The organism is Phyllobacterium sp. 22552, from assembly GCF_052044585.1.
GTDB lineage: Bacteria > Pseudomonadota > Alphaproteobacteria > Rhizobiales > Rhizobiaceae > Phyllobacterium > Phyllobacterium ifriqiyense.
Genome location: NZ_JBQENG010000001.1, coordinates 654,823 through 671,549 on the forward strand (window position 1 = coordinate 654,823; position 16,727 = coordinate 671,549).

Annotated in this window: 13 protein-coding genes; 10 read left to right on the forward strand and 3 right to left on the reverse strand. The window is 54.4% G+C overall.

From position 1 onward, the window contains the following. The first annotated feature begins 36 nt into the window (after positions 1-36). The 4 genes from ACTJI9_RS03285 (at position 37) to gltX (ending at position 5,728) form a co-directional block, all read left to right on the forward strand. Positions 37-387, forward strand: a complete 351-nt coding sequence (locus ACTJI9_RS03285; protein WP_440805953.1) for a diacylglycerol kinase — start codon at positions 37-39, stop codon at positions 385-387. A 52-nt stretch (positions 388-439) separates the two neighbouring features. Continuing rightward, the gene (locus ACTJI9_RS03290) at positions 440-2,113 is read left to right on the forward strand and encodes an NAD+ synthase (RefSeq protein WP_115053271.1); all 1,674 of its coding nucleotides are present in this window, start codon (positions 440-442) and stop codon (positions 2,111-2,113) included. A gap of 360 nt (positions 2,114-2,473) precedes the next feature. Beyond that, entirely contained in the window at positions 2,474-4,288 is a 1,815-nt protein-coding gene (locus ACTJI9_RS03295; RefSeq protein ID WP_440805957.1) for an ABC transporter ATP-binding protein, read from the forward strand. 66 nt (positions 4,289-4,354) lie between these two features. Further along, positions 4,355-5,728, forward strand: coding sequence for a glutamate--tRNA ligase (gltX, locus tag ACTJI9_RS03300; RefSeq protein ID WP_440805959.1), 1,374 nt, complete (start codon positions 4,355-4,357; stop codon positions 5,726-5,728). Here gltX and ACTJI9_RS03305 read toward each other — a convergent pair. Then, positions 5,646-6,695 (reverse strand): DUF2865 domain-containing protein, encoded by a 1,050-nt coding sequence (locus tag ACTJI9_RS03305; protein ID WP_440805961.1) that lies wholly within the window; start codon positions 6,693-6,695, stop codon positions 5,646-5,648. The genes gltX and ACTJI9_RS03305 overlap by 83 nt on opposite strands. A 67-nt stretch (positions 6,696-6,762) precedes the next feature. Further along, entirely contained in the window at positions 6,763-9,060 is a 2,298-nt protein-coding gene (locus ACTJI9_RS03310; protein WP_440805964.1) for an NADP-dependent malic enzyme, read from the reverse strand. A gap of 195 nt (positions 9,061-9,255) precedes the next feature. On the opposite strand from ACTJI9_RS03310, the gene ACTJI9_RS03315 reads away from it, so the two are divergent. The 3 genes from ACTJI9_RS03315 to ACTJI9_RS03325 all read left to right on the forward strand — a co-directional run bounded on the left by ACTJI9_RS03315 (position 9,256) and on the right by ACTJI9_RS03325 (position 12,506). After that, the gene (locus tag ACTJI9_RS03315; protein ID WP_115053272.1) at positions 9,256-10,077 is read left to right on the forward strand and encodes a UDP-2,3-diacylglucosamine diphosphatase; all 822 of its coding nucleotides are present in this window, start codon (positions 9,256-9,258) and stop codon (positions 10,075-10,077) included. After that, a complete protein-coding gene (locus ACTJI9_RS03320; RefSeq protein ID WP_440805966.1) occupies positions 10,067-11,140 on the forward strand; it encodes a glycosyltransferase family 4 protein in 1,074 nt (357 codons plus the stop codon). The genes ACTJI9_RS03315 and ACTJI9_RS03320 overlap by 11 nt, the downstream gene beginning before the upstream one ends. A gap of 163 nt (positions 11,141-11,303) precedes the next feature. Continuing rightward, on the forward strand, positions 11,304-12,506 hold the full coding sequence (locus tag ACTJI9_RS03325) for an MFS transporter (RefSeq protein WP_115052756.1): 1,203 nt from the start codon (positions 11,304-11,306) through the stop codon (positions 12,504-12,506). A gap of 11 nt (positions 12,507-12,517) precedes the next feature. Here the strand turns inward: ACTJI9_RS03325 and dgcA are convergent, their stop codons facing one another. Next, positions 12,518-13,501, reverse strand: coding sequence for an N-acetyl-D-Glu racemase DgcA (dgcA, locus tag ACTJI9_RS03330; RefSeq protein ID WP_440805970.1), 984 nt, complete (start codon positions 13,499-13,501; stop codon positions 12,518-12,520). A 59-nt stretch (positions 13,502-13,560) separates the two neighbouring features. Here dgcA and ACTJI9_RS03335 point away from each other — a divergent pair, with 59 nt between their 5' ends. The 3 genes from ACTJI9_RS03335 to ACTJI9_RS03345 are packed head-to-tail and all read left to right on the forward strand — an operon-like array spanning position 13,561 to position 16,700. Continuing rightward, complete coding sequence (locus ACTJI9_RS03335) at positions 13,561-14,736, forward strand: ABC transporter permease (protein ID WP_115052758.1); 1,176 nt, start codon at positions 13,561-13,563, stop codon at positions 14,734-14,736. 45 nt (positions 14,737-14,781) lie between these two features. Next, entirely contained in the window at positions 14,782-15,660 is an 879-nt protein-coding gene (locus ACTJI9_RS03340; protein WP_307285695.1) for an ABC transporter ATP-binding protein, read from the forward strand. Between the two features lie 47 nt (positions 15,661-15,707). Then, the gene (locus tag ACTJI9_RS03345) at positions 15,708-16,700 is read left to right on the forward strand and encodes an MlaD family protein (RefSeq protein WP_115052760.1); all 993 of its coding nucleotides are present in this window, start codon (positions 15,708-15,710) and stop codon (positions 16,698-16,700) included. Positions 16,701-16,727 lie beyond the last annotated feature (27 nt).

The window sequence follows — 16,727 nt, forward strand, 5'->3', positions numbered from 1 at the left end:
TTAACTGAAATTCTCTAGAATATTCAGGGGCAGGGCATGCACCGGCTTGTTATGGCATTTATCAATTCTATGCGGGCACTCAAGCATCTTGCCGCGCATGAAAAGGCAGTGCAACAGGAACTCGTCCTGTTTTTCCTGTCCATTCCCATTGCCGCTTTTATAGCCCCCTCTGTACTCGTTTTCCTGCTTCTAACCGGCTCGTTGCTCTTCCTGATTATGGTGGAAGTTTTAAACACGGGCATTGAGGCGGCTTGCGATGCAGTTTCGCGCGACTTTCACAAGGAAACCCAGATCGCTAAAGATTGCGGTTCGCTCGCGGTGCTGATCTCGGTTATCCTTGTTGCCATCGTCTGGCTCTATTTGCTCTGGCACGTATTTTTCCTGTGATACGCTTCATGGCAACATTGTTTTTCCATCAACGAAACGATATATGTTCATAATGAGCAAAAATCCTGATATTCTCCGTATCGCCATTGCCCAACTCAATCCGGTTCTGGGTGACATCAAGGGCAATCTTGCCAAAGCGCGCGAAGCCAGAGCCGATGCTGCGCGGCAGGGCGCTGATCTTGTGCTGTTCACGGAACTGTTCATTTCCGGCTACCCACCAGAGGATCTGGTGCTGAAAAAGGCCTTTATCGCAGCTTGCGAGAAGGCAGTTCAGGATTTTGCCGAGGATACCGGTGATGGTGGTCCAGGTGTCATTATTGGTGTGCCGCTGCGGCGCGAAACAGGTCTGCACAATTCTGTCATGGTTCTGGATGGCGGTAAGGTTATTGCCGAGCGTTTCAAAGTTGATCTGCCAAACTATGGCGAATTCGACGAGAAGCGTGTGTTCCAGCCGGGGCCGATGCCAGGTCCCGTCAATTTCAGGGGCATCCGCATCGGCATACCGATTTGTGAAGATATATGGGGCGAGCTGGGCGTTTGCGAAACGCTGGCCGAAAGCGGCGCGGAAATACTTTGCGTGCCGAATGGCTCTCCCTACTATCGCGGTAAGGTCGATGTGCGCCATCAGGTGGCATTGCGTCAGGTCATTGAAACCGGACTGCCGCTGATTTTTGCAAACCAGCTTGGCGGGCAGGATGATTTGATTTTTGACGGCGCTTCATTTGCCTTCAATGCCGACAAGAATCTCGCGTTCCAAATGTCGCAATTTGAGGAACAGCTGATTGTCACCACATGGCGTCGTGGCAAAGATGGCTGGAGCTGTGGCGAAGGCCCGATGTCACGTATCCCGGAAGGGGAGGAGGCGAACTACCGCGCCTGCATGCTCGGCCTGCGCGATTACGTCAACAAGAATGGCTTCAAGGACGTGGTGCTGGGACTTTCCGGCGGTATCGATTCAGCGATCTGCGCCGCTCTGGCCGTTGATGCGCTGGGTGAAGAGCGGCTTCGCGCTGTTATGATGCCCTACACCTACACATCCAAGGATTCGCTGAAAGACGCCGAGGATTGCGCAAGATTGCTCGGTTGCCGCTATGACATAGTGCCGATCTTCGAGCCGGTGGAAGGTTTTCTCAGGGCGTTGGGGCCGACATTCGAAGGTACCAAGGAAGGAATTACTGAAGAAAATCTGCAAAGCCGCGCCCGCGGTACAATCTTGATGGCTATTTCCAATAAGTTTGGCTCCATGGTTGTGACGACCGGCAACAAGTCAGAAATGTCCGTCGGTTATGCCACGCTTTATGGCGACATGAATGGCGGCTATAATCCCATTAAAGATCTGTACAAAATGCAGGTCTATTCCATGTCCGAATGGCGCAACAAGAATGTGCCTGCCGGTGGTCTTGGCCCCTCAGGAGAAGTGATCCCCGTCAATATCATCAGCAAAGCGCCCTCGGCGGAGCTGCGCGAAAACCAGACGGACCAGGATTCTTTGCCGCCTTATCCGGTTCTCGATGACATCCTCGAATGCCTGGTCGAAAATGAGATGGGGGTGGATGAAATCGTTGCGCGCGGGCACGAGCGGGCCACGGTCGAGCGTATCGAGCATCTGCTCTACATTGCCGAATATAAGCGTCGCCAGTCGGCTCCGGGTGTGAAGGTCACGAAGAAAAATTTCGGTCGTGACCGCCGTTATCCGATCACCAACAGGTTCCGTGACAGGCAGTAAGCGAACTGTTGCAATCTGGCCGCACCAGCCAATCAAAGCCATTTGCCCAAAAAATAGGCGCTTGGCGACGCAAAGCGATTCATCTATAAGCCAATCTCCGGCAATTTCGACCGGGAGGTTTAAGAATGGCAGCTTTCATCATGTCCCCACGGGGCGGCGCCAGTTTCTGATATGTGACGGCGAAAAGCCTTCTGGCTTTTCTATTGGCTTCACAAGTCAAGAACTCATCGCCGACATTGGCCTTGTCCGTATTCGGTCAAGTCGCCAGACCACAATGCCGTACTGATTCACTTTCCTACTCGCGGCACCTTTCTTCTACAATTCCTATTGAGGCCGGTGCTTACGTACCGGACAATTGTCATGGCTTTTTTTCGACTCGCCATCCGGGGCGGAGCTTTCCGCAGCGTTCTCGGATTCACCTGGAAACATTGGCAGGCACAACCTTTGCGCCTGTCGCTAACGCTTGTCGCAGTGTTGCTGTCGACATTGGCCGATGTGTTGACCCCGCTTTATTCGGGGCGGCTCGTTGACGCCATCGTCAAAGGCAATCCGCAGGACGAACTGGCATGGAATGCTGCAATAGCAGCCTTTTCAACGCTCATTGCCCTGTCGTTCGGGGCGATTGTCTTGCGGCACATCATTTTCTTGACGGTGGTCAAGCTGACATTGAAAATGATGTCCGATATTGCTGCAAATGCCTTCTACCGTATTCAGCGTTTCTCGACCGACTGGCATGCCAATAGCTTTGCCGGCTCTACGGTTCGCAAGGTCACGCGGGGCATGTGGGCGCTTGATCTGTTGAACGATACGCTGTTGTTGGCGCTGTTTCCGTCCATCATCATGCTTATCGGCTCGACAGTGCTTATGGCCTGGTATTGGCCTGTCATGGGCATCATTGTCGGTCTTGGTTCACTGCTGTTCGTTGTTGTTACAGTGCTGATGTCACTTGGCTTTGTTGCTCCAATGGCAAGTCTTGCCAATCGTTGGGACACGAAGCTAGGCGGTGCATTGGCCGATGCGGTTAGCTGCAATATGGTTGTCAAAGGCTTTGGTGCTGAGGCGCGCGAAGATGCACGTCTTGCCAAGGTCGTGGCGAAGTGGCGTGACCGTACGGCGCGTACCTGGCGGCGCGGAACGATCAACGGCACAACACAGGGCTCGATGCTTCTTGTATTGAGAGCTTCAATGATTGGCTCTGCCTTGCTTCTATGGTCCAAAGGCCATGCAAGTGCGGGTGACATTACCTTCGTGCTCACCTCGTTCTTCATCTTGCAGGGCTATTTGCGCGAAGTTGGCATGGACATTCGCAATTTGCAGCGTTCTGTCAATGACATGGAAGAGCTGGTTGATATTCAGAGTCAACCACTCGGCATTGATGATCGACCCGGCGCAAAGCCGATCCAGATCACCAATGGCAAGATCGAGTTCGACAATGTGACGTTCCATTATGGCGCACACAGACTGCCGCTCTATGACCGGTTCTCGGTAACGATCCGGGCGGGCGAGCGGGTTGGTCTGGTCGGGCATTCGGGCTCGGGCAAATCCACATTCGTCAAGCTGATCCAGCGTCTGCATGATGTGCAGTCCGGTCAGATCCGCATTGACGGTCAGGACATTGCCGATGTCAGACAGGCATCTTTACGCCAGCAAATTGCCATCGTGCAGCAGGAGCCGATCCTGTTTCACCGGACGCTGGCGGAAAACATTGCCTATGCAAGGCCGGGAGCAACGCAGGCCGAGGTGGAGGAAGCTGCGCGACAGGCAAGTGCGCATGAGTTCATCACCAATCTGCCGAAAGGCTACAGCACGCTCGTTGGCGAGCGCGGTGTGAAGCTTTCCGGTGGTGAGCGCCAGCGTGTTGCCATTGCCCGTGCTTTCCTTGCGGATGCACCGGTTCTTATTCTGGACGAGGCTACTTCCAGTCTCGATTCAGAATCGGAAATGCTGATCCAGCAGGCAATGGAACGGCTGATGCTTGGCCGGACGACTTTGGTGATCGCTCACCGTCTGTCGACCGTGCGCTCTCTCGACCGGCTTCTGGTTTTCGACCATGGCCGCATCGCAGAAGAGGGTAACCATGAAGCGCTGATCGGGCTCAAGGGCGGTATCTATCGCGGTCTGTTCGAATTGCAGGCGATGGAACTGACCAAGGGCCTCATGCTTCAGGACAGCTAACAATATGGGCCGCGTGAAAACGCGGCCCATATTGCCATTCATCGCCGCATCCGATATGCCCCGATCATGACCCCAATCGTACGTTTTGCACCATCGCCTACGGGCTATATCCATATTGGCAATACACGCACTGCCTTGTTCAACTGGCTGTTTGCGCTGAAAAATGGCGGACAAATGGTCCTGCGTTTCGACGATACGGACGTCGAGCGCTCCAAGACCGAATATGTCGAAGCCATTGCCGAAGATGTCGAATGGCTGGGTATCAAACCTTTTCGCGTCGAATATCAGTCGAAGCGGTTTGCTGAATACGCGGCAGCGGCCGAAAGATTGAAGGCCGCTGGCCTTCTGTATCCCTGCTATGAAACTGCCGAAGAACTTGATTTGAAACGCAAGCTGCGGCTCGCGCGACGTCTGCCGCCAGTCTATGGCCGCGACGCGCTGAAGCTGTCGGACGAAGACAAAGCCAAGCTTGAGGCGGAAGGAAAGCGCCCGCATTGGCGTTTTCTCCTGCCGAATTTCAAGGACGACCCTTTCGCCCCGGTACGTACGGAAGTGCATTGGGATGATCTGGTGCGCGGACCGGAAACCGTCGATCTGGCATCTCTGTCAGATCCTGTGCTGATCCGTGAAGATGGTACCTATCTTTATACATTCACCTCTGTTGTCGACGATATCGACATGAACATCACGCATATTATTCGGGGCGATGATCATGTTACCAATAGCGGTGTGCAGATTTCCATTTTTGAGGCGATGGGCGCAAAGTCACCGCAGCTCGGCCATCACAATCTGCTGACGACTGCTACGGGCGAGGGCTTGTCCAAGCGTACTAGCGCTTTGTCGGTGGGCAGTCTGCGCCGCGCCGGCTATGAACCCATGGCGGTTGCGAGCCTTGCCGTGCTCACGGGCACTTCGGAAAATGTTGTCGCCATGCCCGATATGAATGCGTTGGCGGCGATATTCGATCCGGCTTCCACGTCGAAATCATCCTCGAAGTTTGACCCTGCTGATCTGGACGCGCTCAACCGAGCGCTGATCCACGCCATGCCCTTTAGCGATGCCAAAGACAGGCTTGCTGCTCTTGGCATTCAAGGTGATGATGCAGAGGCGTTCTGGCTGGCTGTGCGCAGCAATCTTACTTTCGTATCCGATGCCGCGCAGTGGTGGGCAATTGTCAAAAATGGCCCTGCGAGCGATGAGCCTCTGGCCGATGAGGATCGCGACTTCGTGCGCGCTGCTTTCGATGTTCTGCCATCCGAGCCTTGGAACCATGAGACTTGGAAATCATGGACCGATGCTGTGAAGGTACAGAGCGGGCGTAAAGGCAAAGGATTGTTCATGCCTTTGCGTATTGCGCTTACGGGGCGATCTTCCGGTCCTGAGCTTGCGGATCTTTTGCCCCTCCTTGGTCGGGAAGGAACGTTGGCCCGACGACCCTGACCTTGCGGTTTGGATCGATTGGCTTGTCCACGCTCAACGGTTTGGGCAGGGGCGCTTCGTTGGGCGCCGCTGCGGGCTTGCCCAATTCAATGATGGATGATGGCTTTTCAACTGGCTTTGTTGGAAGGGTCGAAGGTTCAATCTTGGTCTGAACCGGCGGTTGTTCATTGGGCTTTACAGGTTCCGTCAATGCCGGATTTGCGGGCGGTGTCGCAGCGGGAAGCGGCTCCTGCTTTGTCACTGTTGGCTGTTGCGGATGCGCTGGCGCAATCGGCGGAGTTTGTGGTGCGGGCCGCGCGACTGGCGGCGAAGCTGGTTTTGGCGGTTGTTTCGCCAGTTCACGCGGATTGCCCATGGTCGAAAAATTGCCGGCTGTTTTCTGGCATGTGCATTGCGGCGTGGCATTAGCACCAGCCTTGCGAAATTTAAAAGCATTCGGCATATCCCGGTAAGCCTGACCACCCAGAGAAATCATGGCTTCCGGCCGCTCTTCGCCTGTTGGCTTGAAGAACAATTGCGCGCCGGGGCATTGTGCCTGGCATTGCGCCTGATCGCGCGCAAAATTCTCCGCTCCGGTTTCATAGGTCAGCGGAAAATAATAACCGTCACACGTGCGAACGCACATAGTCTGGTATTGACCGCCTTCGATGGGGACCGGGATTGATCCAGGCCCTACAGGTTGCGGTTCGCGGCCTCCATAAATCTCGTAGGATCCCGGCTCTTCCTCATCCAGCCGCGGCAGATCGCGATACTGATAATTGTTTACAGGGCAATTATTGGCATCCAGCGCTGCCTCGATACGATCCCGGCGCAGATTGAACTCGTAATCATCCAGCGTTGGATCACTGTTCAGCCTGTCGAGACGCTCTTGCATGCGCACGCATGTATCGCTTTGCGCATGGGAGAAACCAGTCGCAGCCAGTACAGCGCCAAATGCGGCAACGATGATAAAAGATGTCCGGAGCATGGATGGTCTCTTCTTGGAGTATAGGCGAAACCATCCATGTTGATGCGGCAGCAATAAGACGAAAGTTTTACTCAATCCGCTGTGAAGCTTCCACAACTGCCAGCGCCGTCATGTTGACAATACCGCGCGATGTCACTGAAGGCGTCAGAATATGCGCGGGCTTGGCAGCACCCAGCAGGATCGGGCCGACATGCAGGGCATCTGTTACCGACTTGACGACATTGAGCGTGATATTGGCTGCATCAAGATTAGGGAAAACCAAGAGATTTGCCTCGTCCGTCAAGCGGGAATGGGGCAGTACGCGCTCCCGTAGAATTTGTGAAAGCGCGCTATCGCCGTGCATTTCGCCGTCCTGCTCAAGTTCCGGAGCCTTTACGCGCAGGATTTCTGAAGCGTTGCGCATTTTTGCTGCGCTTTCAGAATCGCGTGAGCCAAAGTTCGAATGTGAGAGCAATGCAGCTTTGGGCTCAATGCCAAAGCGCCGGATTTCGTTGGCCGCAAGTACAGTCTTTTCGGCAATCTCTTCCGCAGTCGGATCGATATTCACATAGGTATCGGTCAGGAAAAGCACGCCGCGCTGTGAGATGAGCAGGCTGAGAGCGGAGAAATTACGGATGCCTTCTGACTTGCCGATAATGAGCTCGACATTGCGCAAGTGCCGCTCAAAGCGACCTTCAAGACCACAGATCATGGCATCGGCTTCGCCACGAACGATGGCAAGCGCTGCAATAACGGTGCCGCTGGCGCGAACCATTGTGCGAGCAACCTCCGGTGTCGTGCCGCGTCGCCCTGTCAGGCTAACGAGCAGATCAACATAGTCGCGATAGCGAGGATCGTCTTCCGGATCGATAATATCGAAATCCTGTCCAATCTTGATTTTCAAGCCGTAGCGTTGAAGGCGCGTTTCGATGACCTGGGGACGACCGATAAGTGTTGGAATGGCGATACCTTCTTCCAGCACCACCTGAGCTGCGCGCAATACGCGCTCATCCTCACCATCCGCATAGATGACGCGCTTCTTCTCGGCGGTTTTTGCCGCAGTGAAGATTGGCTTCATGATAAGGCCGGAGCGGAACACGAAGCGGTTCAGCCGGTCGAGATAAGCGTCGAAATCTTCAATGGGACGTTCAGCAACGCCAGTTTCCATCGCTGCCTTTGCCACCGCTGGCGCAATGCGCAGAATAAGACGCGGATCGAACGGCGAAGGAATCAAGTAGTTGGGGCCGAATGTCGGTGTTTCGCCGGAATAGGCGCGGGCTGCAACATCCGATGGCTCTTCACGGGCAAGGGCGGCGATGGCTTGGACTGCCGCCATTTTCATTTCTTCGTTGATCGCACTTGCGCCGCAGTCGAGCGCGCCACGGAAAATATAGGGGAAGCAAAGAACGTTGTTGACCTGATTTGGGAAGTCCGAACGGCCCGTGCAGATCATGGCATCAGCACGTGCTGCGCGGGCCACTTCGGGCATGATTTCCGGATTTGGATTGGCAAGCGCCATAATCAACGGATTGGGTGCCATCTGCTTGAGAAGTTCAGGTTTCAACACGCCCGCTGCCGACAGACCAAGAAACACATCAGCACCACCGATAACGTCGGCAAGAACGCGCGCATCGGTCTTTTGCACATAGACAGACTTCCAACGGTCCATCAGCGTGTTACGGCCCTCATAGACCACACCATCCAGATCGCAGACCCAGATATTCTTGCGGTCCGCACCAAGCTTGACGAGAAGATTGAGGCAGGCAAGCGCTGCGGCACCGGCACCAGAAGCCACGATTTTGACCTTGGAAAGATCTTTGCCGGCAAGCTCCATGCCGTTGATGATCGCAGCGGCAACAATGATCGCCGTGCCGTGCTGATCGTCATGAAATACCGGAATATTCATCTTCTCACGAAGCTGCTCTTCAACTTCGAAACATTCCGGTGCTTTGATATCTTCGAGGTTTATGCCGCCGAAAGTGGGTTCCAAGGCAGCAACAACGTCAACAATCTTGTTGATTTCCTGCGCGTCAATCTCAATGTCGAATACGTCGATATTCGCAAATTTCTTGAACAGGACGGCCTTGCCCTCCATAACTGGTTTGGAGGCCAGCGGTCCGATATTGCCAAGGCCAAGCACGGCAGTGCCGTTTGAAATAACGGCAACCAGATTGGCGCGGCTTGTGTAATCGGCAGCGGTAGACGGGTTGGCGTGAATGGCAAGGCAGGGCGCGGCAACGCCGGGAGAATAGGCAAGGGCAAGATCACGCTGGTTGCCAAGCGGCTTTGTCGCCTGAATTTCCAGCTTACCCGGCGTGGGAAAGCGGTGATAAAACAGCGCGCTTTCGTCAAGTTCTGAATTGCCGGGCGTATTGTCCTGAGCCATGAATTGCTTCCTTCCGGAGTATCGGTCTGGGTCGTCGTCGGATATCTATCTTGAGGCATAAATGAACATAGATTTGATACAAGTCTTTATCGTTCGAATCTGCATTTTTCCTTGCCGTCATAAGACTGTGACATGAATCGGGTTTGTGTCGCGCAGAAGACGCGTTTGCGTCAGCGCGATACGGAGATCCGCATCATGGTCGAGGCCGAGCCTAAAAAGTTCCGCACGCTGTTTCTGTCCGATATCCATCTTGGCTCAAAAGGCGCTAAGGCTAGCTTTTTGCTGGACTTTTTGAAGCACCATGATGCCGAAACCATCTATCTCGTCGGTGATATTGTCGATGGTTGGCGTCTTCGCCGGTCATGGCACTGGCCGCAGGAACATAATGATATTGTGCAAAAGCTCCTGCGCAAAAGCCGCAAAGGTGCGACAATTCATTATGTCGCCGGCAATCACGATGAATTTCTGCGTGACTTCCAGGGCACGCATTTCGGCGGCATTGAAGTCACCGACCGCCTGATGCACGAAACGGCTGATGGCCGTAAGTTTCTGGTGATTCATGGCGACCAGTTCGATGTGGTTGTGCGCAATGCCCGCCACATCGCCTATCTGGGTGATTGGGCCTATGATGCAGCGCTTGCTATCAATACCGTGATGAACAAGGTGCGCCGCCGTCTTGGTCTGCGCTATTGGTCCTTCTCCGCATGGGCAAAATTCCGCGTCAAGAAAGCGGTCAATTTCATCGGTTCGTTCCAGACAGTTGTTTCCGACGAGGCGCGGCGTATCGGTGCCGATGGTGTTATCTGTGGACACATTCACCATGCGACCATCGAACAGATAGACGGTATCGAATATATCAACACGGGCGACTGGGTGGAAAGCTGTACGGCTATCGTGGAACATTTTGACGGAAGGATGGAACTTCTATCCTGGACACATCTCATCAGCGAGCATGCAGGCTTCGCGCCAGTGATCCAGATTGCCGATAAGCGACCAAAGGCGGCGAATGCAGCGTGACGAGATTAAACGGCTCGTCATTGTTTCGGATGCCTGGCATCCGCAGGTCAATGGTGTCGTGCGAACCCTGACGAAAGTACGCGAGCAGATGGAGGCGCGGGGCTTTGAGGTGACGATCATCTCCCCGGCCGACTATCATTCTGTGCCTTGCCCGACCTATCCGGAAATCCGGCTTGCGTTGACACTGCCATCGGCGGTCAAGGCACGGATTGAGGCCATACAACCGGCCTATGTCCATATCGCGACGGAAGGTCCGCTGGGCATGATGGCGCGCCGCACGTGCATCAAGAATAACTGGCGTTTTACCACAAGCTTTCATACCCGTTTTCCTGAGTATCTGCGCAAGCGCTTGCCGGTCCCGCTGTCATGGTCCTATGGCTGGCTGCGGCGCTTCCACAATGCTGCTGAATCCTGTCTTGTACCAACGCAGTCAATCCATGATGAGCTGATTGTGCGGGGATTTGAAACCCTGAAGGTGTGGACGCGGGGCGTGGACCGGGAATTGTTCCGGCCGCAACCAGACGTTGATCTGCACTTGCAACGACCGGTTTTCATCTGTGTGGGGCGGGTCGCTATCGAGAAGAATCTCGAAGCTTTCCTGTCGCTGGATTTGCCGGGCACGAAGCTGATAGTCGGTAATGGTCCCGACCTCGAAAATCTGAAACGCAAATATCCAAAGGCCGTTTTTGCAGGCAAGCATGAAGGTGAGGCGCTGGCACGCTTCTATGCGGGGGCGGATGTCTTCGTCTTTCCAAGCCGGACCGACACGTTCGGGCTGGTGCTACTTGAGGCTATAGCCTCCGGTCTGCCGGTCGCGGCCTATCCTGTGCCGGGATCTAAGGATGTCATCAACGCAACCGGCGCTGGCGTTCTCTCCGAGGACTTGGGAGAGGCGGCTCTGGCTGCTCTTGCGATGGGCCGCGTCGACCCCGAAGCGACGTTGCAGGGATTCAGCTGGGAAGCCTGCGCCGATATTTTCGAAAGTATCCTGACAAGGATCGGCGTCTCGCGCGAAGTGCCCGGTCATACGGTCAAATCTGGGCAGACTATTTCTGTGCGGTAGGGTACTCAATCTATACAATTCCAAAAAACGCAATGAATTATGCGCATGAGCCGACCGCTATTTCTATGAACCAGCTAAGTTTCATGATAATGGCCAAGCTCAAGGCAACGCATGGTTGTGATTCTGCCTGAACAGCTTCGTATTTTTCCGAAAGTCCCACCGAATGACAGCCGCCGTTGCGGATTTAAGCCAAGGGAAACCGTCTCGCTTTGAGTTGCGGATTGCGTTGACCTATTTCGCTATTTTCATGTCGAACGGGTTGCATCTGCCCTATTTTCCGCTCTGGCTTGAATATCGGTCGCTGACTCCGACAGAAATTTCCATCGTATTGTCGATGCCCCTTTTCGTCCGGGTCATCGCGGCACCGCTGGTTTCGATGCTGGCAGACCGCTCCAACGACCGGGCGCATATTCTGACCTTGTGCACTATATTGGCGGTAGCCGTCGCGGCGTTCTACTTCGTACCCTTCGGCTTTGTCGGTATTCTCGCTGTGTCGTTGCTGCTTTCGCCGCCATGGACTTCACAGGTACCCGTTGCAGATACGATTGCCCTTTCGGGCGTTCGCCGCTACGGCGCCGATTTTGCCAAGATGCGGGTTTGGGGCTCAATTTCTTTCCTGCTCACTTCGTTTGTGGCGGGCATCTTCATCCAGCGTTTGGGCGAGCACATTATCCCTTGGGCTTTGCTCGGCGCGCTGGTGCTGGCATGCGGCATGAGCTTTATCGTACCCAGAATCGGCAAACCACGCAGGCTTTCCCCACTTTCCGATGTCGACATAGCAAATGCGGGCAGGGCGCTGCGCCGTCCGGCCTTTGTAACATTTCTCATCGCGACAGGCATCACACAGGCTAGCCACGCCTATGGCTACAGTTTCTCGGCGATTTACTGGAAGTCGATCGGCATAGAAGAAACCGTAATCGGGGCATTCTGGTCGATCTCTGTCGTTGCGGAAGTGATCATGTTCACCTGTTTCCGCCGCATATTCGGCAATCTCCATCCCGCCAAGGTGCTGATGATCGGGTCTGCCGTGGCAATGTTCCGCTGGGCCGCCTTTCCTTTGATCGAACCCGCCGGACTTGGCGTTGCTGGTTTTCTGGTCGTCCAGTGCCTGCACTGCTTCTCATTTGCCCTGTCATTTCTCGGCATGCAAAAAATGATCGTCCTGACCATTCCTGAAGAGCGCGGCGGCACGGCGCAGGGGCTTTCAACCTTTTTCATCGGCACGTCATTGGCCATTGCCACGATGGCGTCAGGGCCGCTCTACTCGGCGACCGGCATTTACGGCTTTTACGCCATGGTGGCCCTTGCAGCTATCGGTCTGTTCCTCGCCGTTGTTTCTCTGAGGCTTGAGCAACGCGAGACCTAGAAAATTTGGGTCTAGCCCCACAGTTCCGGCTTGGGCGGCGAAACCCGGCTTCCGTTAAATTCGAGTCCCGGCGTCCGGTCCTGCTTGAGGATCAAGGGACCGTCCAGATCGACAAAATCGGCATCTTGAGCCACGATAACAGCCGGAGCCATGGCCAGGGATGTGCCAACCATGCAACCGACCATGATCCCAAAGCCAAGTTCGCGTGCGCGATTATGCATGCGCAGCGCTTCGGTTAGTCCGCCGGTCTTGTCCAGCTTGATATTGATGCTGTCATAGCGCCCCAGCAATTTGTGCAGATCATCCGTGCCGTGGGCGCTTTCGTCGGCACAAATGGGCACAGGGTGCGGAATTTCAGCGAGGATGGCATCATTTCCGGCGGGCAGTGGCTGCTCGATCAGCGCAATACCGGCCCGCGCGCAGGCAAGCATGTTTTCCAGAACATTGGCATTGGTCCAGCCTTCGTTCGCGTCAATAATAATGCGGCTTGATGGCGCGGCCCGTGCTACGGCTCTTATCCGCTCTGCATCATTTTCGCCGCCAACCTTGACCTTGATCAAGGGTCTGTCGGCAAAGCCGCTCGCTGCCTTTGCCATTGTTGCAGCATCACCGAACGAAACAGTCACGGCGGTGGTCAAATCGTGCAATTCTGGCAGGCCCAGTAGAGAGGTCACGCTTGTGCCTTGGCGCTTGGCTTCGAGATCCCACAAGGCGCAATCTACGGCGTTGCGTGCCGCGCCTGCATGAATGAGCCCCGGCAGATCGTTGCGTGTCGCGCCCTTGCTCAAAGCATCGCGCAGACCTTCAATCTCGGCACAAACCGAGTCGATGCTCTCACCATATCGCGCATAGGGCACGCATTCACCGCGCCCGCTGTGCACGCCGTCACTTAACGAGCACACGACAATTGCGGCTTCAGTCTTGGAACCACGGGAGATCGTAAACGTTCCGGCAATGGGCCATCGTTCTACCGCTATATCCAAGCTAATTATCATAATCTGCGCCTTAATTGTTCCAGTGACATCGGTCGGGAGACTCGATATGTGTGTTGTTGATGTTGACCGATAGAGCAAACAATTCAAGTGCTTCTACTGCCGCGCCTCCGCATGTTGAGTTCAACAAGGACGGGGATCGCGCTACAGTTACACTTACAGGGGCATGGACCACACGCAATGTTCGCCGCGTGGACGAAACCATGCGCGATATCGAAGTTGATAACGGGTTTTCTAGCGCCGTTATTGATCTGTCCGGCGTGGAATTGCTGGATACTGCCGGAACCTGGCTGGTCGAGCGTCTGCGCACCGCGCTGGAAAAATCCGGCAAAACAGTTTCCATTGAAGGACAGTCCGAAAGCTGGGGTGCTCTGTTTGAGGCCGTTGGCGATATTGCGGCTGCTCCTCCGGAAGTCATTCATATTGACCGCCCGTCCTTGATAACGCGATTCTTTGAATCGATTGGTCGCATGGTCTATGCCTTTGGCGATGATTTCATCAAGGCGATGCACATTCTCGGCGCAACCGTTCGCGGCGCGCAGATGAAGGGCAGCAGCAGAAGCAGTATTCGCCCGGCGGCAATTATTCATCAAATAGACAGTATGGGCATCGGCGCGGTGCCGGTGGTTGTGCTTATGTCGACCATTATTGGTGCAATTATCGCGCAGCAGGGCGCTTTCCAGTTGCGCTACTTCGGTGCCGAAATATTCGTTGTGGATCTTGTTGGCATTTTGGTGCTGCGTGAAATCGGTGTGCTTTTGACGGCAATCATGATTGCAGGCCGCTCGGGTAGCGCGATCACCGCCGAAATCGGCTCAATGAAAATGCGCGAAGAAACCGATGCACTGACTGTTATTGGTCTCAATCCCGTCGGTGTTCTGGTTTTCCCGCGTCTCGTTGCATTGGTGATCTCGCTGCCATTGCTGACAATTATTGCGGATTTCGCGGCATTGGGCGGCGCCATGGTCATCACATGGGCCTATTCTGGAATTCCGCCGGATGCCTTTATCCAGCGTTTGCGCGATGCGGTCGATCTTTCCAGCTACCTTGCTGGTCTGATCAAAGCGCCTTTCATGGCCATGATCATCGGGGTGATGGCTTCGGTTGAAGGCATGAAGGTTGGTGGCAGCGCTGAATCTTTGGGACAACGGGTTACAGCATCTGTGGTCAAATCGATTTTCGTCGTCATTGTGGTCGATGGCATTTTCGCCATCTTCTACGCGTCCATCAATTTTTAAAACTGAAGCCCCAGGTAGAAGCCTGCTTAAAGTAGATCGAGGCGCATGAATCCGAAAGAAAGCAACCAGAGCACGCACACAAAGGCTGACGACGTCATCCTTTCTGTGAAAGATGTCAGTGTCTCCTTCGGTCGTTCGACGGTGCTCAACAATCTTGATCTTGATGTTTATCGCGGCGAAATCCTTGGTTTCGTCGGAGCGTCAGGAACGGGTAAGTCTGTTCTCATGCGGACGATTCTGGGCCTCAACCAGAAGCAAAAGGGCAAGATCAGCATTTTCGGTCACGATATTGACGAGGCGAGCGAGCAGGACAAACTCGCTGTCGATATGCGTATGGGGGTTCTTTTCCAGCATGGGGCGCTGTTTTCGTCCTTGACCGTGCTTGAAAACATTCAGGTGCCGATGCGTGAGTATCTCGATATTCCTCAAAAGCTTATGGACGAGCTAGCTCGGCTCAAGATCGAACTCGTGGGACTCAAGCCCGATACCGCAGACAAGTTTCCATCGGAGCTTTCAGGCGGAATGATCAAGCGTGCGGCCTTGGCCCGCGCCTTGTCGCTTGATCCCGAAATCGTCTTCCTTGACGAGCCGACATCAGGTCTTGATCCTATTGGTGCCGCTGACTTCGACGAATTGATTGCGGATCTGCGCGATACGATGGGGCTTACCGTCTACATGGTCACCCATGACCTCGACAGTCTGTTCGCTGTATGTGACCGAATCGCTGTATTGGGCAATAAGAAGGTTCTGATCGAAGGAACCATTGAGGATATGTTGGCGTTTGACGATCCGTGGGTGAAAGAATATTTCCGTGGAAAGCGTGCTCGTCAAATTGTATCCAATGGCGATAACAGGCGGCGTTCGCCGCGTAGTGAAGCTGCGCCAACGCCAAATGTACCACCGCAGAACAGGCTAGTGGAGTGAATTTTATCAGACCACTAGCGGAACAACAGGGTCGAGCAGAGTAATTCATGGAAACAAAAGCCAATTATGTTCTGGTCGGTATTTTCACGCTTGCTGTCTGCATGCTGGCCTTCGGATTTGTTTACTGGATTGCGCGTTATGGTGACAAAACCGAGACTGCAACTTTGGAAATCCGTATTCTCGGCTCGGTAACAGGTTTGGCTGACGGCAGTCAGGTGCTGTTCAACGGTATCAAGGTTGGTACAATCCGGCGCTTGAAAATTGACGACAATAATCCTGATGCTGTGATTGCGCAGGCGGAAGTCGATGCAACAACACCTATTACGCGTTCCACCCAAGCCACGCTGGGCTTTGCTGGTCTGACCGGCCAGGCCTTTATCGAGTTGAAGGGCGGAAAGCTATATGAACCGATGCTGCTTGTGGAAGCGGCAAAGGAAGACTCCATTGCCCGCATTGATGCCGATCCGTCTGTCGTGAATAACCTTCTGCAAAAGGCCCAAACCATCCTTGAACGCGTCGATGGCGCGGTGGGATCGATTGAGAGCTTTATCACGGAAGTGAAGGGGCCTTTGGTCGATACGGTCAACAATACCAAGCAGTTTACCGATGCGCTTGCAAAGAATTCCGATGTCATCGAAAAGTTCAGCCGCAGTGCTGAAGATGTTCAGGCTGTCGTGGCTGAAGCACGGCAGATGATGGAAAAACTGAATAATGCGTCAACGCGTGTGGACGGCGTATTGGCCAAACTGGACAAACAGCTTTCCGACGAGGATGGCAGCGTTGTACGCGAAGCCCGTCAGACGCTGCAATCCTATCGTTCCGTAGCAGACAATCTGAATGCGAGACTTGGACCAATCACCGACAATCTCAACCGCTTTTCAGGGCAGGGATTGCGTGACGTGCAGTCTCTTGTCAATGAGAGCCGGCAGTCGGTTCAACGCATCGAGCGCGCTATTACAGATCTTGAGAAAAACCCGCAGCGGGTGATTTTCGGCGGTAGCGGCAATGTTCCTGAATATGACGGACGGACGCGCCGTTGACTTTGATGGATTCGCATCGCATGAAAG